The sequence below is a fragment of the Ensifer sp. NPDC090286 genome, from assembly GCF_044769565.1.
Lineage (GTDB): Bacteria > Pseudomonadota > Alphaproteobacteria > Rhizobiales > Rhizobiaceae > Ensifer.
Genome location: NZ_JBIVYF010000007.1, coordinates 57,851 through 83,220, shown reverse-complemented (window position 1 = coordinate 83,220; position 25,370 = coordinate 57,851). Strand labels below are relative to the sequence as shown.

Below are 25,370 nucleotides of genomic sequence, written 5' to 3'. Positions count from 1 at the left end.
CAGGACTGATTGGCTCAGCCGGCGACGCGCGCGCTCTCGCCCTTCTGGGCGTAGTAATGGCCGAAGCGGTTTGCGAGGAAGGTGTCGAGGCCGATGTCTTCCTGACGAACGAAACCCTTCTGGGCGATCTTGCCTTCGGCAAGCAGATCGAGCACGGCGCAGATGCTGCCGGCGGTGGTGATCTGGATGCCGCTCTGCATGCGACCGGCAACGACGCCGCTATAGACCTTGTTGGCGTAGGTTTCCTGGATCAGGCGACCGTCGCGGAAGCCCGAAACGGTGACGAAGATCACGACGACGTCCTGGGTGGTGGTCGGCAGCGAATTTTCGAAGATGTCCTTGAGGACTTCGCGACGGTGACGCAGGCCGAGGTCGTTGAGGAGCGCCTTCATGATGGCGGCGTGACCCGGGTAGCGGATCGTCTTGTAGTTCAGCGTGCGGACCTTGCCCTTCAGCGTTTCGCAGAGGGTGCCGAGGCCGCCCGAGGTGTTGAAGGCTTCGTAGGTAACGCCGTCGAGCGAGAATTCTTCGCGCTCTTCCATAGCCGGCACTTCGATCAGGTTGCTCTCAACGATCGCTTCGCAGGGCTCGATGTATTCGTTGATGACGCCGTCGGTGCTCCAGGTGAGGTTGTAGTTGAGCGCGTTCGACGGGTACTGCGGCAGGGCGCCGACGCGCATGCGCACGCTTTCCAGCGTCTGGAAGCGGCTGGCGAGGTCGTTGGCGACGATCGAGATGAAGCCCGGTGCGAGGCCGCACTGCGGGATGAAGGCGGTGTTCGCCTTGGCGGCGATCGCCTTGACCTGGCGGGTGGATTCGACGTCTTCGGTGAGGTCGAGGTAGTGGATGCCGGCTTCGGCAGCGGCTTCGGCGATTGCGACCGTCAGGTGGAACGGAGCCGCGCTCAGAACCGCGAACTTGCCGGAGAGAAGCGCGACGAGCGCCTTCTTGTCGCCGATGTCGACGGTCGCCGTCGTGATTGCGGCATGCTTTTCGACCTGCTCCAGCTGCTCGGCGGCGCGGTCGGCGACGCAGACGCTGTAGTCGCCGGTGTGGGCCAGCATGCGAGCGATAGTGGAGCCGATCTTGCCTGCTCCGATGACGACGATATTCTTCATTCTTTCCCCCAGGGCATGAGAACTGTTTGTGTCTCTATTGTCGTGGGAGGGGCAGTTGATTTGAAGCGCTGATGTGACTAAATCGCCTATATAAATTCGGCAAATTGCCCAACTGGACCGACGAAATGCAGATCACGGACAAGGATCGCGAGCTTCTCGCCATCTTGAGCGAAAACGCCCGCATGCCGACGGCGACGATTGCCCGAAGGCTCGGCCTGTCGCGCACGACGGTGCAGGCCCGTATCGAGCGGCTGGAGCGCGAAGGTATCATTGCCGGCTATGGCGTGCGCCTGTCGGAGAGTTACGAGAAGGGGCTGGTCAAGGCGCATGTGCTGATCACCATTGCGCCGCGGGCGCTCTCGCGCGTGACCCCGGAGCTGAGCGCCATCCGGGAAATCCAGACGCTGCATTCGGTCAGCGGCAGCTTCGACCTGATTGCCGTCGTTGCCGCGACGTCGATCAGCGAACTCGACCTGCTGATCGATCGCATCGGCGAGATCGACGGCGTAGACCGAACGCTGTCGTCGATCATTCTCTCGACGCGGATCGACCGCTAGACCATCTTTCGGTTCGAGCGACAGGCGGCGCGATCATCAGGGCGGGCTGGCGGCCGGTGCGGATTCCTCTTTGCCCGTGCCCGTTCCGTCCGGCACCTTGGCCGGGGTGTTCCAGGCACTCGGTCCCCGAACGAAACTGCGCAGGCCGCCATCGCCATAGGCGAGCCACTTGCTGCGATCGAAATATTGCTCGGCAATGCTCTTCGGGCGGGCACGGGCGGACTGGTTGGCGAGGAAATTGTAGCGCTGCGTCTCCTCGTCGGATTCACGCTTGAGCTGAATGCGACTGCCAAAGCGCTTGAGGTCGAATTCCCTCAGCGCCTGGATCTGCAAGGTGACGCTGGCCGCGTCCGCCCAGCGCACGTGATCGAGGAAGACGGATGCCGCCCGCGCTGCCGCCGTCGTCACCGCCTGGCTGTCCTCCTGGCGCTCGATGTTGAGCTTGACGCGGAACGACGAGATTTCGTCCTCGCCGCTGCCCTTGACGAAGATGAAGATCGACGAGGGTTTGTCTTCGCCCGGCCGGGGCAAGGAAATCAGCGAGGAGCATTCCCACTGGGCCCGTTCGCCGGCGCTCGATTTCCATTCGAGTTCCCGAAACCCGGCTTCCCGCAACTCGTCGCAAAGCGCCTTTGGGTCGCTGCGGATGACGCGCAGGAACTGCTGCTCCGGCGTCTGCAGGTCCTGGAAGGTCCAGGCGGGCAAGGCAATGCGCGGCGGCACGCGCCTCTCGCGCTTCGTGGCCGTCGTCTCGTCTGGTCTCCCTCTTTCGAGAAAGGTCGTCGGCAGGCCGAGTGCGAGCAGAACCTTCTTCAGATTGCGTTGCTCGTTGGCGAGCAGGGCCGTCGCGACGATGGCGGTGACGATCAGCAGCAGGGCCACGATGAAGAAGCGCAGACCGGTGCTGCGGGCCGGCTTGCCGGCGGGCGTCTTGCCTTTGGCCGTGCTCATGCAGCCTCGCTCGCCCGATGATGGGCGATGAGTTGCGGGGCCTCCAGCGAAGGGCGGTCGGTCTGCCGGGTTTCCATGATCTCAGGCTAGCAAGATGTCCAAGCCTTCTTCATCCTCGAAATCCGTCGCGGCGGCAATATGCAACCGCCGATAACCGCGAGGCGACTGTTGCATCCCGGCACAACGCGCCGGTGAACGATCGCCGGCGTGAACTAAAAAGTTGAAATCCGGAAGTGATTGCCTAACTAGCGTCCGCAGACATTCAAACCGGAGCGCATGTTCGTGATGACAGTGCCGACATCCGCAATGCCGTCGATCGACGTAGCACTGGTGCGCCGGCTACTCGCGGCGCAGTTTCCGCAATGGTCGGACCTCGACATACGACCGATCGAACCGGGCGGCTGGGACAACAGGACGTTTCGCCTCGGCGACCGGATGACCGTCCGGTTGCCGAGCGCCGAGCACTACGTTCTGCAGGTGGAAAAGGAACATCGCTGGCTGCCGCTGCTGGCGCCGCAACTGCCGCTGCCCATTCCTGTGCCTCTCGGCAAGGGCGTGCCGGGAGAAGGTTTTCCCTGGCCCTGGTCGGTGTATCGTTATCTCCCCGGGGACACACTGGCTGTGGAGCGGGTCGATGATGTCGGGCAGGTGGCGAAGGACCTGACACGGTTCCTGCGCGCGCTGATGCAAGCGGATGCCACTGGCGGGCCCGTGCCCGGCGATCACAATTTCCATCGCGGCGGACCGCCCGCCTTCTACGACGCGCAGACGCGCCAGGCGCTTACGCTGCTTGCGGGCGATGTGGACACGATGGCGGCAGGGGAGGTCTGGGACGCCGCACTTGCCGCACCTTTCGCGGGACCGCCCGTCTGGTTTCACGGCGATATCGCCTGGGGCAACCTGCTGATCGAGAAGGGCAGCCTGAGCGGCGTCATCGACTTCGGCACGTCCGGCGTCGGGGATCCCGCCTGCGATCTGGCGATTGCCTGGACGTTTTTCGGCGGCGAGAGCCGCGAGGTCTTCCGCGACGGCATGGCTCTCGATCACGGCGCCTGGGCGCGGGGCCGCGGCTGGACGCTGTGGAAGGCGCTGATCGTGCTTGCCGGCATGGCTGGCGCGCCGGCGAGCGAAAAGGCAAAGCAGCGCGTGGTGATCGACGAGGTGCTTGCGGATCACCGTCGCCACGGTTGAGACCGGTTGCGCCCCGGCCGGGCGCCGACTTGACCCCGGCGCAAATTGCCTCTAGGTCAGGCGCACGCGGGACGACCCGCGTCGGTGTTTCGCCTGGGGACGGCCCCATTATCTCGACCGAGATATTGGAGACGATCGTACCATGCAGCCCCGTAGCCCGCGGCACGCCCGCGTGACCATTTCCTTCATCGAGCAGCCCGATCACCCCGCCCGAAGCCATCGTTTCGTGGAACGATCCCGGCCGCCGATCGCTTTCCCAACATATTGAAGCGTGCAGGTGGCCGCCCGCGCGCGCCGCCGACGTTTCGTCACCAACGCACGAGGTTGATGATGGCCGGACCCATCGAACAATTTGAGATCAAGTCGCTCTTCCCGATCGCCGAAGTCGGCGGCCACCAGATCAGCTTTACCAACTCGGCCGCCTATATGGTGCTGACGATCGCGATCGCCAGCCTCTTCCTGATCCTGTCGACCAGGAGACGCGGCCTCGTGCCGAACCGGGCGCAGTCGGCGGCCGAAATCCTCTTTGAGTTTGCGGCAAAGACATTGCGCGACAATGCCGGCGAGAAGGGTATGCGCTTCTTCCCGCTGGTATTCTCGCTGTTCATGTTCATCCTTACCGCCAATTTGATCGGCATGTTCCCCTATGCCTTCACGGTGATGAGCCATATCGCCGTCACCTTCGCACTGGCGATGCTGGTGTTCCTGACGGTCACGCTCTACGGCCTCTACCGGCACGGTCTCGGCTTTCTCAGGCTGTTCATGCCCTCAGGCGTGCCGCTGATCCTGGCGCCGATCATCATCCCGATCGAGGTGGTGTCCTACCTGTCGCGCCCGGTCAGCCACTCGGTGCGTCTGTTCGCGGTCATGCTCGCCGGCCACATCACTCTCAAGGTTTTCGCCGGTTTCGTCGTGGGCCTGAGCGGCTTCGGCGCGCTCGGCATTCTCGCGGCGATCATGCCGCTGCTGATGACGGTGGCGCTGACGGGGCTGGAGCTGCTGATGGCGCTGATCCAGGCCTATATCTTCACCATGCTGACCTGCATGTATCTCAACGACGCGCTGCATCCGAGCCACTGAGAAAAGGCAAGGAGGCCCCCCGCAACGGGAGCCTCCTTTTCATTCGGCCGCGACGCGCCGGGCTTCGTTGCGGTAGGTCCGCCAGGACGACCAGGCGAAGGCCATCAGGAACATCGCGGTCATCAGGAGCACGATGGTCGGCGCCGGCGCGCTGTCGATGAAGAAGGACAGGTAGACGCCGGTAAACGACGCCGTCATCGCGACCAGCACGGCGACGATGAGCATCATGCCCATGGTCCGGGTGATCAGGAAGGCGATGGCGCCCGGCGCGATCAGCATGGCGATGGCGAGGATCAGCCCCACCGCCTTCAGCGCGCCGACGATCGTCAGCGACAGGATCGCCAACAGCCCATAGTGCAGCCAGTTGACGGGCAGGCCGACGGCCTTGGCCTGGGCCGGGTCGAAGGCATGCAGCAGGAAATCCCGCCACTTGACCGCGAGGATGCCGGCGGCCACCAGCGCGATCACGCCGGTCTCGACAATGTCGGGCCAACCAATGCCGAGCATGTCGCCGAAGAGGATGTGATCGAGGTGCACGTCGCTCTGGATCTTGGTGTAGAGCACCAGGCCGAAACCGAACATGCCGGAAAAGACCACGCCCATGACCGTATCCTGCTTGATGCGGCTGTTCTCCTTGAGATAGCCGGTCAGAAGCGCGCAGGACATGCCGGCGGCAAAGGCGCCGACGGCGAGCGGCAGGCCGACGATGTAGGAGATCACCACGCCGGGAAAGACGGCGTGCGAGATCGCATCGCCCATCAGCGACCAGCCCTTCAGCACCAGGAAGCAGGAGAGCATCGCGGTTGGGATCGCCACCAGCACCGAGATCAGAAGCGCGTTGCGCATGAACTCGAATTCGAACACGGCAAGCATCATGTCGAGCGAGATCATCGGCCAGCCTCCGCCGGTTCGGCGCCACGCCGGCGCGCGGCGAGAAGCCCGTGTTTCGGGGCAAAGACGAAGGCCGTCAGGAAGATCAGCGTCTGCAGCACGATGATGATGCCACCGGTGGCGCCATCGAGGAAATAGCTGAAATAGGCGCCGAAGAAGCTCGTCAGCGTGCCGATGGCCACGCTGATCAGGATCAGCCGCGGGAAACGGTCCGTCAGCAGATAGGCGGTGGCCCCCGGCGTCACCACCATGGCGATGACGAGGAAGGCGCCGACGGTCTGCAGCGCCGCGACCGTGCAGGCCGAAAGCAGCGTGAAGAACAGGACCTTGAGGTAGGTCGTCGGGATGCCGATCGAACGGGCATGGCTCTCGTCGAAGAAGGTGACCATCAGGTCCTTCCACTTGGCCGTCAGGATGATCAGCGAGACGATGCCGATGATCGCCAGCTGCAGCGTGTCGGCCGGCGTGATCGCCAGGATATTGCCGAGCACGATCGTCTGGATGTTCACCGAGGTCGGCGACAGCGAGACCATGAACAGGCCGAGGCCGAAGAAGGAGGTGAAGATGAGGCCGATGATCGTGTCTTCCTTAAGCCTTGTGCGCTGGTTGAGGAAGAGCATGGCGCCGGCGGCGAGCGCCCCGGAGAAGAAGGCGCCGAGCGAGAAGGGCAGGCCGAGCATGTAGGCGCCGGCGACGCCGGGCACGATCGAATGCGAGAGCGCGTCCCCGATCAGCGACCAGCCCTTGAGCATCAGATAGGAGGACAGGAAGGCGCAGACGCCGCCGACCAGCGCGCTCACCCACATGGCGTTGAGCATGTAGCCGTAGGTGAAGGGTTCGAGAAGCGTGGCGGTCATTTGCCGTTCTGTTCCCCGTTGGTCTCGGGTTTGGCCGGCTGCGCCACCATGCGGTCCTTGTCGCCATACATGACGAGCGGACGCTCGTCGTCGGTGATGACGGCAAGCTGGCGGGGATCGGCGTCGTCGTGCAGGTTTTCACCACCGAGCACGAAGTGCCGGAGCACGCCGCCAAAGGCGAGTTCGAGGTTTTCGCGGGTAAAGGTCGTCTCGGTCGGGCCGTAGGCGAGCACGGTGTTTTTCAGCAGCACGGTGCGGTCGCAGAATTCCGGCACGCTGCCGAGATTGTGGGTCGAGACCAGCATGACCCGGCCCTCGTCGCGAAGCCCGATGAGCAGCCGGATGATCGCGTCCTCGGTCTTGACGTCGACACCGGTGAAGGGCTCGTCGAGCAGGATGACCTTGCCGTCCTGGGCAAGGGCGCGCGCGAGAAAGACGCGCTTCTTCTGGCCGCCGGAGAGTTCGCCGATCTGGCGCTTGCGGTAGTCGCTCATGCCGACGCGGGCAAGGGCTGCCTCGACCGCCTCGTGGTCGATCTTCTTCGGGATGCGCAGCATGTTCATGTGGCCATAGCGGCCCATCATGACGACGTCTTCGACCAGCACCGGGAAGTTCCAGTCGACTTCTTCGGCCTGGGGCACATAGGCGACGAGGTTTTTCTTCAGCGCTTCCGGCACGGAAAGACCGAGGATCGCGATCTCGCCGCGCGACAGGCGGGCAAAGCCCATGATCGCCTTGAACAGTGTCGACTTGCCGCTGCCGTTGACGCCGACGAGCGCGGTGATCGTGCCGGTCGGGATCTCGAAGCTGGCGTCACGAAGCGCCCGCAGGCCGTTGCGGTAGGTGACGGTGGCGCCGGCAACGCGGATGCCGCTTCCTTGCTCGCCGGAAGAGGGTGCCGGGCCGGAGCGCGTCTTCACCTGAAGGTTCATTGTGCAAGACCCTTGGCGATGGTTTCAGATGTGACGCGCAGCAGGTCGACATAGGTTGGAACCGGGCCATCCGCTTCGCTCAGGGAATCAACGTAAAGCACGCCGCCGTATTTTGCACCGGTCTCGCGCGCCACTTGCTCTGCCGGATCAGGCGAAATCGTGCTTTCGGAGAAGACGACCGGGATATGATTGGCGCGGACGGCGTCGATCACCTTGCGGACCTGCTGCGGAGTGCCCTGCTGGTCGGCGTTGATCGGCCAGAGATAGAGTTCCTTCATGCCGAAATCGCGGATCAGGTAGCTGAAGGCGCCTTCGCTCGAGACCAGCCAGCGCTTGTCCTCGGGGATCTTGGCGATCTCGGCGCGGATCGGCGCGATGGTCGCCTCGATCTTCTGCTTGTAGGCCTCGGCGTTGGCCTTGTAGGTTTCGGCATTATCAGGGTCGTACTTCACGAAGGCGTCGCGGATGTTGTCGACATAGATCAACGCGGCCGATGGCGACATCCAGGCATGCGGATTGGGCTTGCCGGAATAGGGGCCCTCGGCAATGCCCATGGGGTCGATGCCGGTCGAGACGACGACGCCGGGAACATCGTCGAAGTTCTGGAAGAACTTTTCGAACCAGCGCTCCAGGTTCAGGCCGTTCCAGAGGATCAGCTTGGCGTCATGCGCCTTCAGGATATCGCGCGGCGTCGGCTGGTAGTTGTGGATCTCGGCGCCCGGCTTGGTGATCGATTCGACGATGGCTGCGTCGCCTGCGACATTCTTTGCCATGTCGGCAATGACCGTGAAGGTCGTCACGGCCTTGAATTTCTCCTGCGCGTAAGCGGCGCCTGGAACGAGCGCAATGGCTGCGACGGCCGTCATTGCCGCCAGGATCGCGCGCCTCGTCTGATCGATCATTCTCTACTCCCAGATGTTGATGCTCACAGGAGTAGGGGAATGATTTGCATAAGTCAATGCAAATGAGAAGCATTCGCAACTGGCTATTTTCAAAGGCCGTGCCCTTGGCTAGTGTACGGCCATGAAACAGAACAAGAATCGTGTCGAAGAACTGGAAGGCGTGTTGCGGGATGGCGGCGTGCGCGTGACGCGCCAGCGTGCCGCAATCCTGAAGATCCTCGCCACCGCAGAAGACCATCCGGATGCAAACGAACTGCATCGCCGGGCGAAGGAAATCGACGCCACCGTCTCGCTGTCGACGGTCTACCGGACCTTGTCTGCGCTTGAGCAACAGGGCGTGGTACAGCGCCATGCCTTCGAGAGTGCGACCGCTCGCTTCGAGACCGCCGACGCGCCGCATCATGACCACCTGATCGATATCGACACCGGCGCGGTGATAGAGTTCCGCTCCGACAAGATCGAGCAGCTTCAGGCGGAAATCGCCGCCGAACTCGGCTATGACCTCGTGCGTCACCGGCTGGAACTCTACTGCCGCAAGCGCAAGGACTGAGGCCTCGGCAATGGCGCGCCAAACGGCGCGCGATCTCTTCTCTTTATCCGTAAGTGGGCTCAGCCGCGGTCGGCGATCGCGGCGGCGCGTCGCCGTGCCGGGATGGTCATGGCTGCGACCCCGACGATGACGCAGCCAAGGCCGATCCAGGCGGTGTCCGACAGCCGTTCTTCGAGAAAGAGCGCACCGATTGCAACGCCGATCGGCACGCGCAGATAGGCCTGGGCCGTGGCGCCGACCGAGCCCAGCGTCTGGATCAGCCGGAAGTAGATGGCAAAGGCAAGGGCGGTCGAGAAGACGGCGAGGCCGACGAGCGCCAGCAACGACTCCGCCGATGGTGACAGCGTCCAGGGCCTGTCGACGACGAGGCTTACCGGGATCAGCAGCGCAGCACCGGCAATCAACGATCCGGCGGCGGGCATCATCGGATCGAGCCCCTTGAAGCCGCGACCGAAGATGGCGGCGCCCGCGTAGCAGACGGTGGCGAGCACGACGGCGAGCTGCGGCAGCAACTGTTCGCCGAGTCCGCCGAAGGCCTCCATGCCGATGATCAGGCTGATGCCGGTCATGCCGGCAACGATGCCGACCAGCTTGCGGGCCGTGACCGCCTCGTGGCGGGTGATCAGCGCCGTCATCAGGAAGGCAAAGATCGGCGTCGTCGCATTGAGGATCGAGGCGATGCCGGCATCGATCGTCTGCTCGGCCCAGGCGATCAGCGTGAAGGGCACGACGCTGTTGAGGCAGGCCTGGAACAGGAAGCGCCGCCAGGTTGCCGCGTCACGCGGCAGGCTTAGGCCGCGCCAGCGCAGAACGGCAAGCAGAAGCGTGCCGGCAATCAGGGTGCGGGCCGCAATCAGCGTCACCGGCGGAATGGTCTCGATGCCGATCTTGATGAAGGTGTAGGAGGCGCCCCAGAGCGTTGCGAGCGCCAGAAGCAACAGGAGTTCGAGAGAAAGGTTGGTCTTGGCCATCGGGGTCGCATCCTTGCGTCGTCATTGTTGCCATCGTTCTAGCGCGACGCTGGCGGCGGATGCTTCGTTGGTGGTCGAAGTATCGGGATCTTGCCGTGTGAAAAGCGTACCCCCGGCTTTCGTGCGAAAGCCGGGGGTACGCGATTGCGGTTGGCTCAATGGCTGTCGGCAAGCTTGGCAGCGTTGACGCTGGCTGTGCTTTCGAAGCTGAGGCCGTTGAAGAAGGCATTGAGTACGACGGCCGAGATCGAAGCAAGCACGATGCCGGACTCGATGATCGGGTGGATGGCATGCGGCAGCCAGATCAGGAAGTTCGGCGCGATCAGCGGGATCAGGCCGAAGCCGACCGAGACGGCGACCACGAACAGGTTGTTGCGCGACGACTTGAAATCGACGGTCGACAGGATGCGCACGCCGGTGGCCGCGACCATGCCGAACATGACCAGGCCGGCGCCGCCGAGCACGAAGGTCGGAACCGCTTCGACGAGTGCGCCCATCTTCGGGATCAGGCCGAGCGCGATCATGATGACGCCCCCCATCACGCAGACGTAGCGGCTCTTGACGCCTGTGACGCCGACAAGGCCGACATTCTGCGAGAAGCTCGTATAGGGGAAGGTGTTGAACAGGCCGCCGATCATGGTGCCGAGGCCATCGACCCTAAGGCCTGCCGTCAACTGCTGCCGCGAGACTTCGCGGTTGGTGATTTCGCCGAGTGCCAGGAACATGCCGGTCGATTCGATCATCACAACGATCATCACCAGCGACATGGTGGCGATCAGCACCGGATCGAAGATCGGCATGCCGAAGCGCAGCGGGGTGACGACGGCAAACCAGCCGGCATCGGCCACCCGGTCGAAATGCATCATGCCGAGTGCTGCGGCGACGACGCAGCCGACGACGACGCCGGTCAGTACCGCGATGTTGCTGATCAATCCGCGGCCGAAGCGGGCAATCACGAGAATGGAGAGGAGCACGAAGCCGGCAAGCGCAATGTGGCTCGGCTCGGCGTAGAGCGGGTTCGGGACGCTGGCGCCAAGCACCAGGCCGTCCGGAACCGCCGGGCCGCCGGTGGCTGCGGCCTTCTTGAGCTCCGCCAGCCATTCCGCATGGGTCGGATCGACGAGCTTGGGTGCAGTCGGGCCGAAGGGATTGCCGAAGATCCAGTTCACGCCGACGCGCATCAGCGAAACGCCGATGACGAGAATGATCGTGCCGGTGACCACAGGGGGGAAGAACCTCAGGAGCCGGCCCATGACCGGCGCAAGCAGCAGCGCGACGAGGCCGGCGCCGATGATCGCGCCGAAGATCATCCGGGCACCCTCCTGTCCGGGCGTCATCGCTGCCATCGATACCATCGGGCCGACCGAGGCGAAGGTGACGCCCATCATGACCGGAAGCCGGATGCCGATGCTGCGGCCGACGCCCAGCGACTGGATGATGGTGACGAGGCCGCAAACGAAAAGATCGGCCGAAATCAGAAAAGCGACGTCCTGAGGGCTGAGCTGCAAGGCGCGCCCGACGATCAGAGGCACCGCGACGGCGCCGCCATACATGACAAGGACATGCTGTAACCCGAGGGTCGCAAGCCTGCCCACGGGCAGCCTTTCGTCCACGGGATGTATGCTGGAAACGTCGCTCATGGTTCCTCCTCCCATTGCATCGACCAGTCCGGCCCCCCGTCCTCCAACAGGGGAACCGCTATCTTCGGTTGTCGAGACAGAATGTCGCAAGTCTTGCCGGAACGAAAACACTTTCCGGATTCCGGGGGAAATTGTCGAGGGATGATTGGGGCGGGAAAGGTCCGGATTTGACCGTCGAACGGCTCCGACCGGGCAGGTCGTGCCGAAGAAAGCCCCAAGGCATGGCGAAGAACGAGGTGATCCTAGCAACGATGCAACGTTGCTGCAATGCGAAACGACGATGGTTCGTCGCGCCGGGTGCGAAGGTTCCGCCACGGTTCGTTTGGGATCATGCCGATGAAATCTTGCAGATTGGCCTTTTCATCTCCCGGTCGTGCGCTTCTCGCGCTGCTGATCGTTCTCTGGCCGGCGGTTGCCGGGGCGAGCGGCGTGAGCTTCCAGGGGCAATGGCAGCAGGTGGTCTCCGGCGCCGGTGACTGCGAGAGCTGCTCGGTCGAGATCCGGCGGAACGGCCCCGTTCTCAAGGTGACGGGCAGGGACGGATGGTTCGCGGTGACCCATCTCGGTCGGGTCGAGGGTTCGAGTGCCGACGGCATCGGTCGCTGGAACGAGGATGGCGCCAGCCTTTATCGCGGCAAGCCTTTCGACATCCGCATCACGATCGTCGACGAGCATCTCTACATGGATATGAGCGTGCGGATGGATGACGGCTCGACGCGGGCGATCAGGGCAATCTTCGACAAGCGCCGGTTAGAGAAGTCCGGGCGCCTGCGGCTTGCCCACATGTAGGCGTGGTCGGCGTCCCCCGGCAGCCGGCAAAGAAATACCGGGGCCGTTGCCGACCCCGGTGCCGCATCTCCTGAAAGGAAAAGGCCGCCCGGTTGGGGCGGCCTTCCTGTTACTTCTGCCAGCTCTTGACCAGGTCGTCGTAGTTGACGGTCTGCGGCTTTTCCTTCTCGTTCTCGATCTTCAGCTGCGGAGCGAGGTTGCCCTTGGAAACGGCGTCCTTGTTCCAGTACTCGAGATCGTGCTCTTCGGCGAGCTTCGGACCGATGTCGCCCTGAACGCCCGAGCGTTCGAGACGGGAGAGAACCTTCTCCTGCTCGGCGCACAGCGAGTCCATGGCTTCCTGAGCGGTCTTGGCACCCGAGGATGCATCGCCGATCGCCTGCCACCACAGCTGCGCCAGCTTCGGATAGTCAGGAACGTTCGTACCGGTCGGCGACCACTGCAGGCGGGCCGGCGAACGGTAGAACTCGATCAGACCGCCGAGCTTCGGAGCGCGGTCCGTGAAGCTCTTGTGGTCCAGCGTCGACTGGCGGATGAAGGTGAGGCCGACATGGCTCTTCTTCACGTCGACGGTCTTCGAGGTCACGAACTGCGCATAGAGCCAGGCGGCCTTGGCGCGATCGTCAGGCGTGGACTTCAGAAGCGTCCAGGAACCGGCGTCCTGGTAACCGAGCTTCATGCCGTCCTTCCAGTAGACGCCATGCGGGCTTGGAGCAAAACGCCACTTCGGCGTGCCGTCCTCGTTGACAACCGGCAGACCGGGCTTCACGAAGTCGGCGGTGAACGCCGTGTAGGTGAACATCTGCTGGGCGACTTCGCCCTGCGACGGGACCGGGCCGGATTCCGAGAAGGTCATGCCCTGGGCGGCAGCCGGAGCGTAAGCCTTCATCCAGTCGAGGTACTTCTGGATGGAGTAGACGGCAGCCGGGCCGTTGGTGTCGCCACCGCGGGCAACGCAGGAGCCGACCGGACGCGAATTCTCGTCGACCTTGATGCCCCATTCGTCGACCGGCTTGCCGTTCGGAATGCCCTTGTCGCCGTTGCCGGCCATCGACAGCCAGGCGTCGGTGAAGCGCCAGCCGAGCGACGGGTCCTTCTTGCCGTAGTCCATGTGGCCATAGACCTTCTTGCCGTCGACTTCGCGACCGGTGAAGAACTCGGCGATGTCTTCGTAAGCGGACCAGTTGACCGGAACGCCGAGGTCGTAGCCGTACTTCGCCTTGAAGTCCGCCTTGTTCTTCTCGTCGTTGAACCAGTCGTAGCGGAACCAGTAGAGGTTCGCGAACTGCTGGTCGGGCAGCTGGTAGAGCTTACCGTCAGGTGCTGTCGTGAAGGACTTGCCGATGAAGTCGTCGATGTCGAGGTTCGGGTTGGTGACGTCCTTGCCTTCATTGGCCATGAAGTCGGTCAGGCTGCGGGCCTGCTGGTAGCGCCAATGGGTACCGATCAGATCCGAGTCGTTGATATAGGCGTCATAGACGTTTTCGCCCGACTGCATCTGCGTCTGCAGCTTTTCGACGACGTCGCCTTCGCCGATCAGGTCGTGGGTGATCTTGATGCCGGTGATGTCGGAGAAGGCCTTGGCGAGCGTCTTCGATTCGTATTCATGGGTGGTGATCGTTTCGGAAACGACCTTGATTTCCATGCCGGCAAAAGGCTTCGCCGCATCGACGAACCACTGCATTTCGGCTTCCTGCGCCGCGCGGTCGAGCGAGGACATGTCGCCGATTTCGGTGTCGAGGAACTTCTTGGCTTCGTCCATGCCGGCGAATGCGGTGCCGGTGAATGCCAGCAGCATAGCTGCCGTCGTAGTCAAAAGATGCCGTCGCATAATTCCCTCCCTTAGGTTTGCGAATGCGGTTCTTTGGCTTTCGAGGGGTCGCTGGTTTAGCGGCCCCTCAAATCGGTTCGCCTCAGACGTAGCGGAAGACGCCGACGGCATAGACCAGGGAGAGCGCGAGCGCCCACCACAGGTTCTGCCCGCCGACGAAGCCGAGCCATGCGAGGTGAATGAAGGCGCTGCCGAGCAGCGACACGAAGAGGCGATCGCCGCGTGTCGTCTCGAAGCGCAGGATGCCGACGCGCGGGTTGCCACCGGGCGAGGCATATTCCCAGACCGCCATCATCGACAGCAGCGCGAAGATGGTGAGGAAGAACATGGCCGACGGAAACGACCAGGCCATCCAGCCACCGGCTATGAGCGGCGCGAACCAGTCGCGCGCGCCGTCCTTGATCGGCAGCATGCTGAAGAGCAGCCCCGCAACGGCGGCGTAAACGACGAGAACGGCGGCAAACGGCAGTTGCCAACGGGCCTTGCGAATGGGTTGAGCGGTCATCATACCCTCCCCAGGGCAAAGCCCTTGGCGATGTAGTTGCGAACGAAATAGATCACCAGCGCGCCCGGAATGATGGTGAGCACGCCGGCAGCGGCGAGCACGCCCCAGTCGAGACCGGAGGCGGAAACCGTGCGGGTCATGGTGGCGGCGATCGGCTTGGCGTCCGTGGTCGTCAGCGTGCGGGCTAGCAACAGTTCGACCCAGGAGAACATGAAGCAGAAGAAGGCGGCGACACCGATGCCGGACGCGATCAGCGGCATGAAGATCTTCACGAAGAAGCGCGGGAACGAGTAACCGTCGATATAGGCGGTTTCGTCGATCTCCTTCGGTACGCCCGACATGAAGCCTTCCAGGATCCAGACGGCGAGCGGCACGTTGAACAGGCAGTGCGCAAGCGCCACTGCGATGTGCGTGTCGATCAGGCCGAAGGCCGAATAGAGCTGGAAGAAGGGCAGGGCGAAGACGGCCGGCGGCGCCATGCGGTTGGTCAAGAGCCAGAAGAACAGGTGCTTGTCGCCGAGGAAGCGGTAGCGCGAGAAGGCGTAGGCCGCCGGCAGTGCCGCCGTCACCGAGATCACCGTGTTCATGACGACGTAGATGATCGAGTTGATATAGCCGTTGTACCAGGACGGATCGGTGAAGATCACCTCATAGTTCCGGAGCGTCGGATTGACCGGCCAGAGCGAGAAGGTGCTGAGGATCTCGCTCGTTTCCTTGAAGCTCATGTTGACGAGCCAGTAGATCGGCAGGAGCAGGAAGACGATGTAGATCGTCGGCACCAGCCAGGAAAGGCGTTCGGTAAGTGGTTGTTTTTGCATTTTGTTTCTCCTCCCGCCTTTGTCAGCCCTGCGCGTCGCTCGTGGTCATCACGGTGTAGAAGATCCACGAGAGCAGCAGGATGATGAGGAAGTAGATGATCGATAGCGCTGCCGCCGGACCGAGGTCGAACTGGCCGATGGCCGTCTTGACGAGGTCGATCGACAGGAAGGTGGTCGAGTTGCCCGGGCCGCCGCCGGTGACGACGAAGGGCTCGGTGTAGATCATGAAGCTATCCATGAACCGCAGCAGGAAGGCGATCAGCAGAACGCGCTTCATCTTCGGCAGCTGGATGTAGCGGAAGACCGACCAGCGCGAGGCGCCGTCGATCTTGGCCGCCTGGTAATAGGCGTCGGGGATCGAGACGAGCCCGGCATAGCAGAGCAGCACGACGAGGCTCGTCCAGTGCCAGACGTCCATGACGATCAGCGTCACCCAGGCGGCAACGGGGTTCTGCACGTAATTGTAGTTGATGCCGATCGCTTCGAGCGTGCGGCCGAGCAAGCCGATGTCGACGCGGCCGAAGACCTGCCAGATGGTGCCGACGACGTTCCACGGTATCAAGAGCGGCAGCGCCATCAGCACGAGGCAGACCGGTACGCCGAGGCCCTTTTTCGGCATGTTGAGCGCGATGATGATGCCGAGCGGGATCTCGATCGCCAGAATGATCGCCGAAAAGATCAGGTTGCGGGTGAGCGCGTCCCAGAAGCGGTCCGACGTCAGCACCTGCACGTACCAGTCGGTGCCCGCCCAGAAGAACTGGTTGTTGCCGAAGGTGTCCTGGACCGAATAGTTGACGACGGTCATCAGCGGGATGACGGCCGAGAAGGCGACCAGCACGAGGACCGGCAGCACCATGAACCAGGCCTTGTTGTTCCAGGTTTTCTCCATGGTCAGGCCTCCTCGCCGACGCGCCAGGAATCGGCGTAGATGTTGATGGCTTTCGGATCGAAGGTGACGCGCGGTTCGGCGGGAATCTCGCCGTCCTCGTCGACGATGATCGAGATCGGCTGGTCGGCGAAACGGGCGCGCACGATCTTGTGGCGACCGATATCCTCGACCTTGGTGATCGAGACGGGCATGCCCTCGCGGCCGAGCGAGACGAATTCCGGACGGATGCCGAGCTCGGTCTTGGCCCCGGCCTTGACCGTGGGCTGGAAGGTGAGGCCCAGCTGCTCGCCGCCGACCGTTGCGGTGTTGCCGTCGAGCTTGACCGGCAGCACGTTCATGCCCGGCGAGCCGATGAAGTAGCCGACGAAGGTGTGGCGGGGACGCTCGAAGAGTTCGGCCGGCGTGCCGATCTGCACGATCTGGCCGTCATACATGACGACGACCTTGTCGGCGAAGGTGAGCGCCTCGGTCTGGTCGTGGGTGACGTAGACCATGGTGAAGCCGAACTGCTTGTGCAGCCGCTTGATCTGCGAGCGCAGCACCCACTTCATTTCCGGATCGATGACCGTCAGCGGCTCGTCGAACAGGATGGCGCTGACGTCGTTGCGCACGAGGCCGCGGCCGAGCGAGATCTTCTGCTTCTGGTCGGCGGTAAGCCCGCGAGCCGTCTTCTTCGCCCAGCCGCCAAGGCCGATCATTTCGATCGTTTCCTTGACGCGGCGGTCGACCTCGGCCTCCGGCACATGCCGGTTGCGCAACGGGAAGGCCAGATTGTCGTAGACCGTCATCGTGTCGTAGATGACCGGGAACTGGAACACCTGGGCGATGTTGCGTTCCTGGGTCGACAGATGCGTCACGTCCTTGCCGTCGAAGAGGATCTCGCCTTCGGACGGGTTGATCAGGCCGGAGATGATGTTGAGCAGCGTGGTCTTGCCACAGCCGGAGGGCCCGAGCAGCGCATAAGCGCCGCCGTCGTTCCACTCGTGGTGCACTTCCTTCAGCGCGTAGTCGTTTTCCGACTTCGGCTTGGCGCCATAGGCGTGGCGGATATGGTTGAGATTGATGCGTGCCATGTTTTCCTCCCAGCGCCCCCTTTAGGCCGCGCCGCCGATGGCGCGTCCGTCCGGCCCGAAGGCCATGAGGTGGCGGGTATCGACGAAGACATCCAGGGTCGCGTCGGGTTCGATGTCGTGAATGCCCGGCGCCAGCATCACCCAGCGCGCATTGGCAAAGCCGACGTGAATGAAGCTTTCGGAGCCGGCGATCTCGGAGATCGCCGTCTTGACGGTGAGCGCGTCGCCGCCGCCGTGCGGGCGGTCGAATGAAATGTGGTGCGGCTGGAACGCGACCGTGCAGGGACCGTCGGCGATGCCAGCCAGATGCGTGGGCACCGTCAGCACTGGCTTGCCGTCGAGCGTGAAGGCCGCGCCCGACTTGACCAGTTCGATGCAGTTGAGCGGCGGATCGGCGAAGGTGCGGGCGGTGATCAGGTCGACCGGGCGGCGATAGACGTCGATCGTCCTGTCGAACTGGGTAATGCGGCCCTGGCTCATGGCAGCCGTATTGCCGCCGAGCAGCAGTGCTTCCGAGGGCTCGGTGGTCGCGTAGACGAAGATCGCGCCGGAGGCGGCGAAGATCTTCGGCAGTTCTTCACGCAGTTCCTCGCGCAGCTTGTAGTCGAGGTTGGCGAGCGGTTCGTCGAGCAGCACGAGATCGGCATTCTTGACGATGGCGCGCGCAAGTGCCGTGCGCTGCTGCTGGCCGCCCGAGAGGTTCAAGGGCGTGCGGTCGAGATAGGGCGTCAGCTTCAAGAGATCGGCGGCCTTGCGCACTTCGCGGTCGATCGTGGCGGCGTCGGCGCCGCTGATGCGCATCGGCGAGGCGATGTTCTCATAGACCGTCATCGCCGGATAATTGATGAACTGCTGGTAGACCATGGCGACCGAGCGCTTCTGCACCGGCAGGCCGGTGACGTCGGCACCGTCGAAAAGCAGCGAACCGGAGGCGGGCTTGTCGAGGCCGGCCATCAGCCGCATCAGCGACGTCTTGCCGGAAAGGGTCGGGCCGAGCAGAACGTTCAGCGACCCCCTCTCCAGCACCAGGTCGGTCGGGTAGATGTGCGTCTCCCCGCCCACGACCTTGGATATCTTCTTCATTTCAAGCATTGAATTCTCCACCCAGCCTTAAGGCAGTCCGAGCGTTTTCCACCCCAGCGCGGAAACGCTCTATCTCATCGGTCTTCTGCATTTCCGGACGCGCGCGCCCGTGGAAATGCATTGCATGCGAGCGTTCTCAGGCGGCTGCGTTGGCCGCGCCCCGCATGTATTCCTCCAGCGCTACCGCCTCGCCCGGCGTCAGCTTCAATCCCAGCTTCGTTCGCCGCCACAGCACGTCCTCGGCGTGCCGTGCCCATTCCTGCGTCATCAGCCACTTGACCTCGGCCTCGTAGAGATCGGCCCCGAAATGGTGGCCAAGAGCGGCCTCGTTCGACGCCGAACCGAGCAGCGCTGCGGCGCGCGTGCCATAGAGGCGCACGAGGCGACGCGCATGCTGGCGCGCAAGGAAGGGATATTGCTTCTGCAGTCTTGCGACTTCGTCGCCGTAGCCCTGGGCAGGAAAATCACCGCCCGGAAGCCTGGAGCCGGCCGTCCATTTCGACCCCTTGACGCCGATCGCCTCGCCGATCTTTTCGAGGGCGGACTCGCCGAGACGGCGATAGGTCGTGAGCTTGCCGCCGAAGACGTTGAGCAGCGGTGCCGCACCCTTGTCGCCCTCGACCCGAAGCACGTAGTCGCGCGTTGCTTCCTGCGCCTTGCTGGCGCCGTCGTCGTAGAGCGGGCGAACGGCCGAATAGGTCCAGACGATATCGTCCTTCGTCACCGGCTCGAGGAAATATTCGCTCGCTGCCTGGCAGAGATAATCGACCTCTGTGTCGCTGATGCGGACATCGGCCGGGTTGCCGGTATAGTCGCGGTCGGTGGTGCCGATCAGCGTGAAATCTTCTTCGTAAGGGATGGCGAACATGATGCGGCCATCCGGGTTCTGGAAGAAGTAGGCGCGCGGATCGTCGAACTTCTTTTTCACAACGATATGGCTGCCCTGCACGAGGCGGACATTGTGCACGTCGTTCTTGCCGAGCGCGCCCGAGAGAACCGCGTCGACCCACGGGCCGGCAGCGTTGATGAGCATGCGGGCCTTGAGCGTCTTGCGTTCGCCGGTTGCCTGGTTTTCGGTTTCGATCGTCCAGAGGGCGCCGTCGCGCCGTGCCGAGACGACGCGGGTGCGCGCCATGATGACGGCGCCGCGATCGGCAGCGTCGCGGGCGTTGAGCACCACCAGGCGGGCGTCGTTGACCCAGCCGTCGGAATATTCGAACGCCTTGTTGAACAGGCGCTTCAGCGGCTTGCCGGCGGGATCGCGGTTCATGTCCAGCGTCGCCGTTGCCGGCAGCAGCTTGCGGCCGCCGATATGGTCATAAAGGAAGAGGCCGAGGCGGATGAGCCAGGCCGGGCGCAGGCCGCCCTTGTGATAGGGCAGTACGAAGCGCATCGGCCAGATGACGTGCGGCGCCATCGCCCAGAGCACTTCGCGCTCCATCAGCGCTTCGCGCACGAGGCGGAATTCGTAATGTTCGAGGTAGCGCAGGCCGCCGTGAATGAGCTTGGTGGAGCCGGAGGACGTGCCGGAGGCGAAGTCGTTCATTTCGGCCAAGGCGACCGAGTATCCACGGCCGACCGCGTCGCGCGCGATGCCGCATCCGTTGATGCCGCCGCCGATGACGAAGACGTCGTAGATTGCCTGCTCTGACACTGCTGTTTCCCCTCCACATTTCGCGATGCACAAATTGATGCATCAGCGAAAGTGAAATCAGTTAAAACGAAAACATATCGAATGTCAAACGAATGCACTGCGAATCTTAAGGGGTGTCTAAATCTCCGGCTTCAGGCGTCGGTTTCGATCAGGCGAACATCCTGTTCGACACAGATTTTCCTGACATTTTCGAGCGTACAGCGATCGGTGATGAAGGTCTGAACCTGCGAGATATGGCCGATGCGAACAGGCGCGGTTCTTTCGAACTTGGTCGAGTCGGAAACCAGGATGACATGGCGGGCATTGGCGATGATCGCCTGGGCGACTTTCACTTCGCGAAAATCGAAATCGAGAAGCGCACCGTCATGGTCGATCGCCGAGGCGCCGATGACAGCGAAGTCGACCTTGAACTGCTTGATGAAGTCGACGGCGGCCTCGCCGACGATGCCGCCGTCCGAGCCGCGGACGACGCCGCCGGTGATCACCACCTCGATCGAGGGGAAGACGCGTAAGCGGTTGGCGACATTGATGTTGTTGGTGATGACCATCAGTTCCTTGTGGTCGAGCAGGGCCTCGCCCACGGCTTCGGTCGTCGTGCCGATGTTGATGAAAAGCGACGCGTTGTCGGGGATGAGCTCGGCGGCGGCCTTGCCGATCGCCTGTTTCTCCGGTGCCGCGATCTGGCGGCGGGCGTCGTATTTGACGTTTTCCTTGCCGCTCGGGAAGATCGCACCGCCATGAATGCGGTTCAGGATCTTGGCGTCGCAGAGATCGTTCAGGTCCTTTCGGATGGTTTGCGGCGTGACGGAAAAGCGCTGCGCCAGTTCCTCGACCAGCACCCGTCCCTCGCTTTTTGCCAGTTCCAGGATCTCCTCCTGCCGACCGGTCAAATACATTCCGTCCTCCCCATTTTCGTTTTGTTTCATAATATGCAAAAACGAAAGCCATGCAATTTCAGATTCGGCGTTTGCGACGAAATCGCTTTCGCAGCGAGGCCAGGGTGTCGGCGCGCGTTGCATTCGCTACGGCGATAGGCGACCCTGCCTCAGGAGTGAAGAGGGGAAAGACATGTTTCATCCGGCCTTGTTCAAGGGCATGACCGTCGTGATCACCGGTGCCGGGCGCGGCATCGGGCTGGAGGTTGCCCGCCAGTTCCTGGATTGCGGCGCGCATGTGCTCGTCCATGCCGGCCGGTCGATCGGCGACCTGCCCGATTTTCTCGAAACGGCGGCGACGGAAGGCCGGGCCCATGTGGCGACAGCGGACTTTCTCGCGCCGGATGGTGTCGAGGGGCTGGCCGATGTGGTGCGCAGCCGGTTCGAGAGTGTCGATATCCTGATCAACAATGCCGGAACCATGGTTGGCCGCTTCCCGGCGGCGGAGCTGACCGACGAGCAGTACCAGACCGTCGTCCAGCTCAACCAGACCGCCGTCGTCGAGATGACGCGGGCGATGCTGCCGCTGTTGCGCAAGGGCACGCATCCGGCGATCGTCAACACCGTGTCGATCTCGGCACTGACCGGCGGCAGCGCCGGGTCGTCGATCTACTCGGCGACGAAGGCCTTCGTCTCCACCTATTCCAAGGCCTTGGCGCGGGAACTTGCGCCTGAGGGCATCCGGGTCAACTGCGTTTCGCCCGGCACGATCACCACCGACTTCCACGAGCGCTACTCGTCGGCAGAGAAACTGGAGGCGACGCGAAAGACCATTCCGCTCGGCCGGCTCGGCACGGCGGAAGACTGCGCACCGGCCTATCTCTTCCTCGCCTCGCATGCCTTGTCGGGCTACATCACCGGCCAGGTGCTGGAAGTGAATGGCGGGCAATTGATCGTGTGAACAGGGGATCAGCATTTGCCCCGCATCCACCTGCCGACACCTTCTCTTGCAGGCTCTTATAGGCGGAGAGCAGAGACAAGCCGCACCGTATTCATTCGACCTTGACCGCAGGGGGAGGGCCAGACCAGTCCTCAAAGGGTAGCCATGATCGACAAGCTGGAAATGTTCCTCGTCCTTGCACGCGAACGGCACTTTGGCCGGGCGGCGGAGGAGTGCGGCGTGACGCAGCCGACGCTGTCGGCGGCCATTCGCCAGCTCGAGGACCAGCTCGGCGTCATGCTCGTCAGCCGCGGATCGCGCTTTCAGGGCCTGACGCCCGAGGGGCAGCGCGTGCTCGAATGGGCGCGCCGCATCGTCGGCGATGCCCGCACCATGCGCGAGGAGATGCGGGCGGCGCGCAAGGGTCTTTCCGGGCATATCCGACTGGCCGCGGTGCCGACGACGCTTGCCATGGTGCCGATGATCACAGCACCTTTCCAGGAAAAGCACCCTGATGTCACCTTTTCCGTGCTGTCGACGACATCGGTGCAGATCCTGGCGTTGCTCGAAAATCTCGAGATCGATGCGGGGCTCACCTATCTGGAGAACGAGCCGCTCGGCCGGGTGACCAGCGTTCCGCTCCAGGTCGAGCGCTATCACCTCGTCACCGCCGCCGGAACGCCGCTTTCGGAGCGGGAAAGCGTGACGTGGAAAGAGGTTAGCGACGTTCGGCTTTGTCTATTGACGGCCGATATGCAGAACCGGCGCATCATCAACCAGCATTTTTCGGAGGCTGGCGCCGTCGCCAAGCCGACGCTCGAATCGAACTCGATGATCGTGCTTTTTTCCCATGTGCGCACCGGTCGATGGGCCAGTATCATGCCGTTCAACGTCGCGAAATCATTCGGTTTTCACGAAGATATCCGGATGATCCCGATCGTCGATCCGGACGCCCGTCACACGGTCGGTCTGGTTGCGACGCATCGTGAGCCGTTTACGCCGCTGGTCTCAGCTTTGCTGCACGAAGCACGCATTCTCGGCGAGCGAAATCAGGTTCAATAGATTTTTTCTATCGACCGACGGAACAGCCTTATTGACCCATGCGGCCATAAGCGCGAAGCTTTTTGATCATGGCCGGAGACCGCCGAGGAACGGCCTTCGCCAGAAGTGAAATGTCGGCTGGGCCGGTCGCCCGTTTCGGGTGCTGCCGTCTCGCCCTTGAGCCGGGAGGGCTCCCGTTGAACATCCATCAGCCGCGTGCCGATATCGCGGAGACCACGCTCGCCATCGTCGAGGAGCTGAAGAGGCTCGAAGGGCCCTTGCTGCCGATCCTGCATGAGCTGCAGGAAGAGTTCGGCTATGTGCCGCAGGAATGTCTTCCGGTGATTGCCCGCGAACTCAACCTCTCGCGCGCCGAAGTCTACGGCGTCATGAGCTTCTACCATGATTTCCGCGAGCGCCCGGCCGGGCGCCACGTGCTGAAGCTCTGTCGCGCCGAGGCTTGCCAGTCGATGGGCGGCGACGCGCTTGCCGAACGCGCCAAGCGGCTGCTCGGTATCGATTTTCACCAGACGACGCCTGACGGAGCCGTGACGCTGGAGCCGGTCTACTGTCTCGGGCTCTGTTCCTGTGCACCCTCCGCCATGCTGGACGGAGAGGTGCATGCCCGGGTCGACGCCACTGACCTCGAAGCACTTGTTCAGGAGGCGCGGCGATGACGGTGAAGATCTACATCCCGCGCGATGCGGCAGCGATCGCGCTCGGCGCCGAGAAGGTCGTAAAGGCGATGAGCGAGGCGGTCGCAGCCCGCGGCCTTGACGCGGTGATCGTGCGCAACGGTTCGCGCGGCATGCATTGGCTGGAACCGCTGGTCGAGGTGGAAACCGATGGCGGCCGCGTGGCCTATGGCCCGGTCAAGGCACGTGACGTTCCCTCGCTGCTCGATGCCGGCCTGCTCGAGGGCGGTGATCATGCACTCTGTCTCGGGAAGACCGAGGAGATCCCCTTCCTCAAGCAGCAGACGCGTCTGACTTTTGCGCGCTGCGGCATCATCGATCCGCTGTCGCTCGACGATTACCAGGCCCATGGCGGGCTCGCAGGCCTGCGCAACGCCATTGCGATGGCGCCGCAGGACATCGTCGCGCAAGTGACTGAGAGCGGCCTTCGCGGCCGCGGCGGCGCGGGCTTTCCGACCGGCATCAAATGGAAGACCGTTCTCGATGCGGCGGGCGCGCGCAAATACATCGTCTGCAACGCCGACGAAGGCGACAGCGGCACCTTTGCCGACCGGATGATCATGGAAGGCGATCCCTTCGTCCTGATCGAGGGCATGGCGATCGCCGGCATTGCGACCGGCGCCACCAAGGGCTTCATTTATACCCGCTCCGAATACCCGCATGCGATCGCGGCGATGGCCGCGGCGATCGAGATCGCCCGCAAGGCCGGTGTGCTCGGGCCTTCGGTGCTCGGCTCGGGCCGTGCCTTCGACATGGAAGTGCGCGAGGGTGCCGGCGCCTATGTCTGCGGCGAGGAAACGGCGCTTCTGAACAGCCTCGAAGGCAAGCGCGGCATCGTGCGCGCCAAGCCGCCGCTTCCGGCCCATAAGGGCCTGTTCGACTGTCCGACCGTGATCAACAACGTGATCTCGCTCGCCTCCGTCCCCATCATCATGGACAAGGGCGCTGCCTATTACCGCGACTTCGGCATGGGCCGGTCGCGCGGCACGATCCCGATCCAGATCGCCGGCAACGTCAAGCATGCCGGCCTCTTTGAGACCGCCTTCGGCCTGGCGCTCGGCGAGATCGTCGATCACATCGGCGGCGGCACGGCGAGCGGCCGGCCGGTGAAGGCCGTGCAGGTCGGCGGTCCGCTCGGCGCCTATTTCCCGCGCGCCCTGTTCGACACGCCGTTCGACTATGAGGCTTTTGCCGCGCGCGACGGCCTCATCGGCCACGCCGGCATCGTCGTTTTCGACGATACGGTCGACATGCTCAACCAAGCCCGTTTCGCGATGGAGTTCTGTGCGGTTGAAAGCTGCGGCAAGTGCACGCCCTGCCGCATCGGTTCGACCCGCGGTGTCGAGGTCGCCGACAGGATCGCCGCCGGCATCGAGCCGGAGAAGAACCGCGAGCTGCTCGCCGATCTCTGCAACACGATGAAGTACGGTTCGCTCTGTGCGCTGGGCGGGTTCACGCCCTATCCCGTCATGAGCGCGATGACCCATTTCCCGGATGATTTTCAGCCGGCACCGCGCGTTGAAGCGGCGGAGTGAGG

At 63.3% G+C, this 25,370-nt stretch carries 25 protein-coding genes; 9 read left to right on the top strand and 16 right to left on the bottom strand.

Annotated features, from left to right (window positions below; translation table 11 throughout):
* Window positions 1-14 precede the first annotated feature (14 nt).
* Window positions 15-1,118, bottom strand: coding sequence for a saccharopine dehydrogenase family protein (locus ACIQUG_RS29315; RefSeq protein WP_034802496.1), 1,104 nt, complete (start codon window positions 1,116-1,118; stop codon window positions 15-17).
* A gap of 125 nt (window positions 1,119-1,243) precedes the next feature.
* Between ACIQUG_RS29315 and ACIQUG_RS29310 the strand changes: the two genes are divergently transcribed.
* Window positions 1,244-1,675 carry an Lrp/AsnC family transcriptional regulator gene (locus tag ACIQUG_RS29310; protein ID WP_043619168.1) on the top strand — a complete coding sequence of 144 codons (432 nt, stop codon included), beginning with the start codon at window positions 1,244-1,246 and terminating at the stop codon, window positions 1,673-1,675.
* A gap of 36 nt (window positions 1,676-1,711) precedes the next feature.
* Here ACIQUG_RS29310 and ACIQUG_RS29305 read toward each other — a convergent pair whose 3' ends face one another.
* Window positions 1,712-2,626, bottom strand: coding sequence for a DUF6030 family protein (locus ACIQUG_RS29305; protein ID WP_402325774.1), 915 nt, complete (start codon window positions 2,624-2,626; stop codon window positions 1,712-1,714).
* A 285-nt stretch (window positions 2,627-2,911) separates the two neighbouring features.
* Here ACIQUG_RS29305 and ACIQUG_RS29300 point away from each other — a divergent pair, with 285 nt between their 5' ends.
* Together ACIQUG_RS29300 and ACIQUG_RS29295 are read left to right on the top strand one after the other, a co-directional pair.
* Window positions 2,912-3,817 (top strand): aminoglycoside phosphotransferase family protein, encoded by a 906-nt coding sequence (locus tag ACIQUG_RS29300; RefSeq protein WP_402325773.1) that lies wholly within the window; start codon window positions 2,912-2,914, stop codon window positions 3,815-3,817.
* A 330-nt stretch (window positions 3,818-4,147) separates the two neighbouring features.
* The gene (locus tag ACIQUG_RS29295) at window positions 4,148-4,897 is read left to right on the top strand and encodes a F0F1 ATP synthase subunit A (protein ID WP_402325772.1); all 750 of its coding nucleotides are present in this window, start codon (window positions 4,148-4,150) and stop codon (window positions 4,895-4,897) included.
* A gap of 39 nt (window positions 4,898-4,936) precedes the next feature.
* Here the strand turns inward: ACIQUG_RS29295 and ACIQUG_RS29290 are convergent, their stop codons facing one another.
* The 4 genes from ACIQUG_RS29290 to ACIQUG_RS29275 are packed head-to-tail and all read right to left on the bottom strand — an operon-like array spanning window position 4,937 to window position 8,479.
* A complete protein-coding gene (locus ACIQUG_RS29290; protein WP_402325771.1) occupies window positions 4,937-5,788 on the bottom strand; it encodes a metal ABC transporter permease in 852 nt (283 codons plus the stop codon).
* A complete protein-coding gene (locus ACIQUG_RS29285; RefSeq protein ID WP_402325770.1) occupies window positions 5,785-6,645 on the bottom strand; it encodes a metal ABC transporter permease in 861 nt (286 codons plus the stop codon). The genes ACIQUG_RS29290 and ACIQUG_RS29285 overlap by 4 nt, the downstream gene beginning before the upstream one ends.
* Window positions 6,642-7,577, bottom strand: a complete 936-nt coding sequence (locus tag ACIQUG_RS29280; RefSeq protein WP_402325769.1) for a manganese/iron ABC transporter ATP-binding protein — start codon at window positions 7,575-7,577, stop codon at window positions 6,642-6,644. The genes ACIQUG_RS29285 and ACIQUG_RS29280 overlap by 4 nt, the downstream gene beginning before the upstream one ends.
* The gene (locus tag ACIQUG_RS29275; RefSeq protein WP_192450951.1) at window positions 7,574-8,479 is read right to left on the bottom strand and encodes a metal ABC transporter substrate-binding protein; all 906 of its coding nucleotides are present in this window, start codon (window positions 8,477-8,479) and stop codon (window positions 7,574-7,576) included. The genes ACIQUG_RS29280 and ACIQUG_RS29275 overlap by 4 nt, the downstream gene beginning before the upstream one ends.
* 121 nt (window positions 8,480-8,600) lie before the next feature.
* Between ACIQUG_RS29275 and ACIQUG_RS29270 the strand changes: the two genes are divergently transcribed.
* Window positions 8,601-9,029 carry a Fur family transcriptional regulator gene (locus tag ACIQUG_RS29270; RefSeq protein ID WP_034802472.1) on the top strand — a complete coding sequence of 143 codons (429 nt, stop codon included), beginning with the start codon at window positions 8,601-8,603 and terminating at the stop codon, window positions 9,027-9,029.
* Window positions 9,030-9,088: 59 nt separating this feature from the next.
* Here ACIQUG_RS29270 and ACIQUG_RS29265 read toward each other — a convergent pair whose 3' ends face one another.
* Window positions 9,089-10,000 carry a DMT family transporter gene (locus tag ACIQUG_RS29265; protein ID WP_402325767.1) on the bottom strand — a complete coding sequence of 304 codons (912 nt, stop codon included), beginning with the start codon at window positions 9,998-10,000 and terminating at the stop codon, window positions 9,089-9,091.
* A 155-nt stretch (window positions 10,001-10,155) separates the two neighbouring features.
* Complete coding sequence (locus ACIQUG_RS29260; RefSeq protein ID WP_192450949.1) at window positions 10,156-11,640, bottom strand: nucleobase:cation symporter-2 family protein; 1,485 nt, start codon at window positions 11,638-11,640, stop codon at window positions 10,156-10,158.
* A gap of 336 nt (window positions 11,641-11,976) precedes the next feature.
* On the opposite strand from ACIQUG_RS29260, the gene ACIQUG_RS29255 reads away from it, so the two are divergent.
* Window positions 11,977-12,429 (top strand): hypothetical protein, encoded by a 453-nt coding sequence (locus ACIQUG_RS29255; RefSeq protein ID WP_402325765.1) that lies wholly within the window; start codon window positions 11,977-11,979, stop codon window positions 12,427-12,429.
* Between the two features lie 109 nt (window positions 12,430-12,538).
* Here ACIQUG_RS29255 and ACIQUG_RS29250 read toward each other — a convergent pair whose 3' ends face one another.
* The 8 genes from ACIQUG_RS29250 to ACIQUG_RS29215 all read right to left on the bottom strand — a co-directional run bounded on the left by ACIQUG_RS29250 (window position 12,539) and on the right by ACIQUG_RS29215 (window position 21,178).
* A complete protein-coding gene (locus ACIQUG_RS29250; protein WP_327497821.1) occupies window positions 12,539-14,260 on the bottom strand; it encodes an ABC transporter substrate-binding protein in 1,722 nt (573 codons plus the stop codon).
* Between the two features lie 82 nt (window positions 14,261-14,342).
* Window positions 14,343-14,765, bottom strand: coding sequence for a DUF2160 domain-containing protein (locus ACIQUG_RS29245; protein WP_402325762.1), 423 nt, complete (start codon window positions 14,763-14,765; stop codon window positions 14,343-14,345).
* Window positions 14,765-15,583 carry a carbohydrate ABC transporter permease gene (locus ACIQUG_RS29240; protein ID WP_043619107.1) on the bottom strand — a complete coding sequence of 273 codons (819 nt, stop codon included), beginning with the start codon at window positions 15,581-15,583 and terminating at the stop codon, window positions 14,765-14,767. Before ACIQUG_RS29240 ends, ACIQUG_RS29245 begins: the two co-directional genes overlap by 1 nt.
* Window positions 15,584-15,605: 22 nt before the next feature.
* Window positions 15,606-16,472, bottom strand: coding sequence for a carbohydrate ABC transporter permease (locus ACIQUG_RS29235; protein ID WP_402325761.1), 867 nt, complete (start codon window positions 16,470-16,472; stop codon window positions 15,606-15,608).
* A 2-nt stretch (window positions 16,473-16,474) separates the two neighbouring features.
* Window positions 16,475-17,545 (bottom strand): ABC transporter ATP-binding protein, encoded by a 1,071-nt coding sequence (locus ACIQUG_RS29230; protein ID WP_402325760.1) that lies wholly within the window; start codon window positions 17,543-17,545, stop codon window positions 16,475-16,477.
* Window positions 17,546-17,566: 21 nt separating this feature from the next.
* The gene (locus tag ACIQUG_RS29225) at window positions 17,567-18,637 is read right to left on the bottom strand and encodes an ABC transporter ATP-binding protein (protein WP_402325758.1); all 1,071 of its coding nucleotides are present in this window, start codon (window positions 18,635-18,637) and stop codon (window positions 17,567-17,569) included.
* A 127-nt stretch (window positions 18,638-18,764) separates the two neighbouring features.
* A complete protein-coding gene (gene glpD / locus ACIQUG_RS29220) occupies window positions 18,765-20,282 on the bottom strand; it encodes a glycerol-3-phosphate dehydrogenase (protein WP_402325756.1) in 1,518 nt (505 codons plus the stop codon).
* 131 nt (window positions 20,283-20,413) lie between these two features.
* A complete protein-coding gene (locus ACIQUG_RS29215) occupies window positions 20,414-21,178 on the bottom strand; it encodes a DeoR/GlpR family DNA-binding transcription regulator (RefSeq protein WP_034802440.1) in 765 nt (254 codons plus the stop codon).
* A 172-nt stretch (window positions 21,179-21,350) separates the two neighbouring features.
* Here ACIQUG_RS29215 and ACIQUG_RS29210 point away from each other — a divergent pair, with 172 nt between their 5' ends.
* The 4 genes from ACIQUG_RS29210 to ACIQUG_RS29195 all read left to right on the top strand — a co-directional run bounded on the left by ACIQUG_RS29210 (window position 21,351) and on the right by ACIQUG_RS29195 (window position 25,368).
* Window positions 21,351-22,118, top strand: a complete 768-nt coding sequence (locus ACIQUG_RS29210; RefSeq protein ID WP_402325755.1) for an SDR family NAD(P)-dependent oxidoreductase — start codon at window positions 21,351-21,353, stop codon at window positions 22,116-22,118.
* Window positions 22,119-22,262: 144 nt separating this feature from the next.
* Window positions 22,263-23,159 (top strand): LysR family transcriptional regulator, encoded by an 897-nt coding sequence (locus tag ACIQUG_RS29205; protein ID WP_043626325.1) that lies wholly within the window; start codon window positions 22,263-22,265, stop codon window positions 23,157-23,159.
* Between the two features lie 176 nt (window positions 23,160-23,335).
* A complete protein-coding gene (locus ACIQUG_RS29200) occupies window positions 23,336-23,815 on the top strand; it encodes a formate dehydrogenase subunit gamma (RefSeq protein ID WP_402325754.1) in 480 nt (159 codons plus the stop codon).
* Entirely contained in the window at window positions 23,812-25,368 is a 1,557-nt protein-coding gene (locus ACIQUG_RS29195; RefSeq protein ID WP_402325753.1) for a formate dehydrogenase beta subunit, read from the top strand. Before ACIQUG_RS29200 ends, ACIQUG_RS29195 begins: the two co-directional genes overlap by 4 nt.
* Window positions 25,369-25,370 lie beyond the last annotated feature (2 nt).

What these genes read in the sequence shown, in the direction of transcription:
- ACIQUG_RS29315 (WP_034802496.1), bottom strand. Translation starts at nt 1,118, where the DNA reads ATGAAGAATATCGTCGTCATCGGAGCAGGCAAGATCGGCTCCACTATC.
- ACIQUG_RS29310 (WP_043619168.1), top strand. Translation starts at nt 1,244, where the DNA reads ATGCAGATCACGGACAAGGATCGCGAGCTTCTCGCCATCTTGAGCGAA.
- ACIQUG_RS29305 (WP_402325774.1), bottom strand. Translation starts at nt 2,626, where the DNA reads ATGAGCACGGCCAAAGGCAAGACGCCCGCCGGCAAGCCGGCCCGCAGC.
- ACIQUG_RS29300 (WP_402325773.1), top strand. Translation starts at nt 2,912, where the DNA reads ATGACAGTGCCGACATCCGCAATGCCGTCGATCGACGTAGCACTGGTG.
- ACIQUG_RS29295 (WP_402325772.1), top strand. Translation starts at nt 4,148, where the DNA reads ATGGCCGGACCCATCGAACAATTTGAGATCAAGTCGCTCTTCCCGATC.
- ACIQUG_RS29290 (WP_402325771.1), bottom strand. Translation starts at nt 5,788, where the DNA reads ATGATCTCGCTCGACATGATGCTTGCCGTGTTCGAATTCGAGTTCATG.
- ACIQUG_RS29285 (WP_402325770.1), bottom strand. Translation starts at nt 6,645, where the DNA reads ATGACCGCCACGCTTCTCGAACCCTTCACCTACGGCTACATGCTCAAC.
- ACIQUG_RS29280 (WP_402325769.1), bottom strand. Translation starts at nt 7,577, where the DNA reads ATGAACCTTCAGGTGAAGACGCGCTCCGGCCCGGCACCCTCTTCCGGC.
- ACIQUG_RS29275 (WP_192450951.1), bottom strand. Translation starts at nt 8,479, where the DNA reads ATGATCGATCAGACGAGGCGCGCGATCCTGGCGGCAATGACGGCCGTC.
- ACIQUG_RS29270 (WP_034802472.1), top strand. Translation starts at nt 8,601, where the DNA reads ATGAAACAGAACAAGAATCGTGTCGAAGAACTGGAAGGCGTGTTGCGG.
- ACIQUG_RS29265 (WP_402325767.1), bottom strand. Translation starts at nt 10,000, where the DNA reads ATGGCCAAGACCAACCTTTCTCTCGAACTCCTGTTGCTTCTGGCGCTC.
- ACIQUG_RS29260 (WP_192450949.1), bottom strand. Translation starts at nt 11,640, where the DNA reads ATGAGCGACGTTTCCAGCATACATCCCGTGGACGAAAGGCTGCCCGTG.
- ACIQUG_RS29255 (WP_402325765.1), top strand. Translation starts at nt 11,977, where the DNA reads ATGAAATCTTGCAGATTGGCCTTTTCATCTCCCGGTCGTGCGCTTCTC.
- ACIQUG_RS29250 (WP_327497821.1), bottom strand. Translation starts at nt 14,260, where the DNA reads ATGCGACGGCATCTTTTGACTACGACGGCAGCTATGCTGCTGGCATTC.
- ACIQUG_RS29245 (WP_402325762.1), bottom strand. Translation starts at nt 14,765, where the DNA reads ATGACCGCTCAACCCATTCGCAAGGCCCGTTGGCAACTGCCGTTTGCC.
- ACIQUG_RS29240 (WP_043619107.1), bottom strand. Translation starts at nt 15,583, where the DNA reads ATGCAAAAACAACCACTTACCGAACGCCTTTCCTGGCTGGTGCCGACG.
- ACIQUG_RS29235 (WP_402325761.1), bottom strand. Translation starts at nt 16,472, where the DNA reads ATGGAGAAAACCTGGAACAACAAGGCCTGGTTCATGGTGCTGCCGGTC.
- ACIQUG_RS29230 (WP_402325760.1), bottom strand. Translation starts at nt 17,545, where the DNA reads ATGGCACGCATCAATCTCAACCATATCCGCCACGCCTATGGCGCCAAG.
- ACIQUG_RS29225 (WP_402325758.1), bottom strand. Translation starts at nt 18,637, where the DNA reads ATGCTTGAAATGAAGAAGATATCCAAGGTCGTGGGCGGGGAGACGCAC.
- ACIQUG_RS29215 (WP_034802440.1), bottom strand. Translation starts at nt 21,178, where the DNA reads ATGTATTTGACCGGTCGGCAGGAGGAGATCCTGGAACTGGCAAAAAGC.
- ACIQUG_RS29210 (WP_402325755.1), top strand. Translation starts at nt 21,351, where the DNA reads ATGTTTCATCCGGCCTTGTTCAAGGGCATGACCGTCGTGATCACCGGT.
- ACIQUG_RS29205 (WP_043626325.1), top strand. Translation starts at nt 22,263, where the DNA reads ATGATCGACAAGCTGGAAATGTTCCTCGTCCTTGCACGCGAACGGCAC.
- ACIQUG_RS29195 (WP_402325753.1), top strand. Translation starts at nt 23,812, where the DNA reads ATGACGGTGAAGATCTACATCCCGCGCGATGCGGCAGCGATCGCGCTC.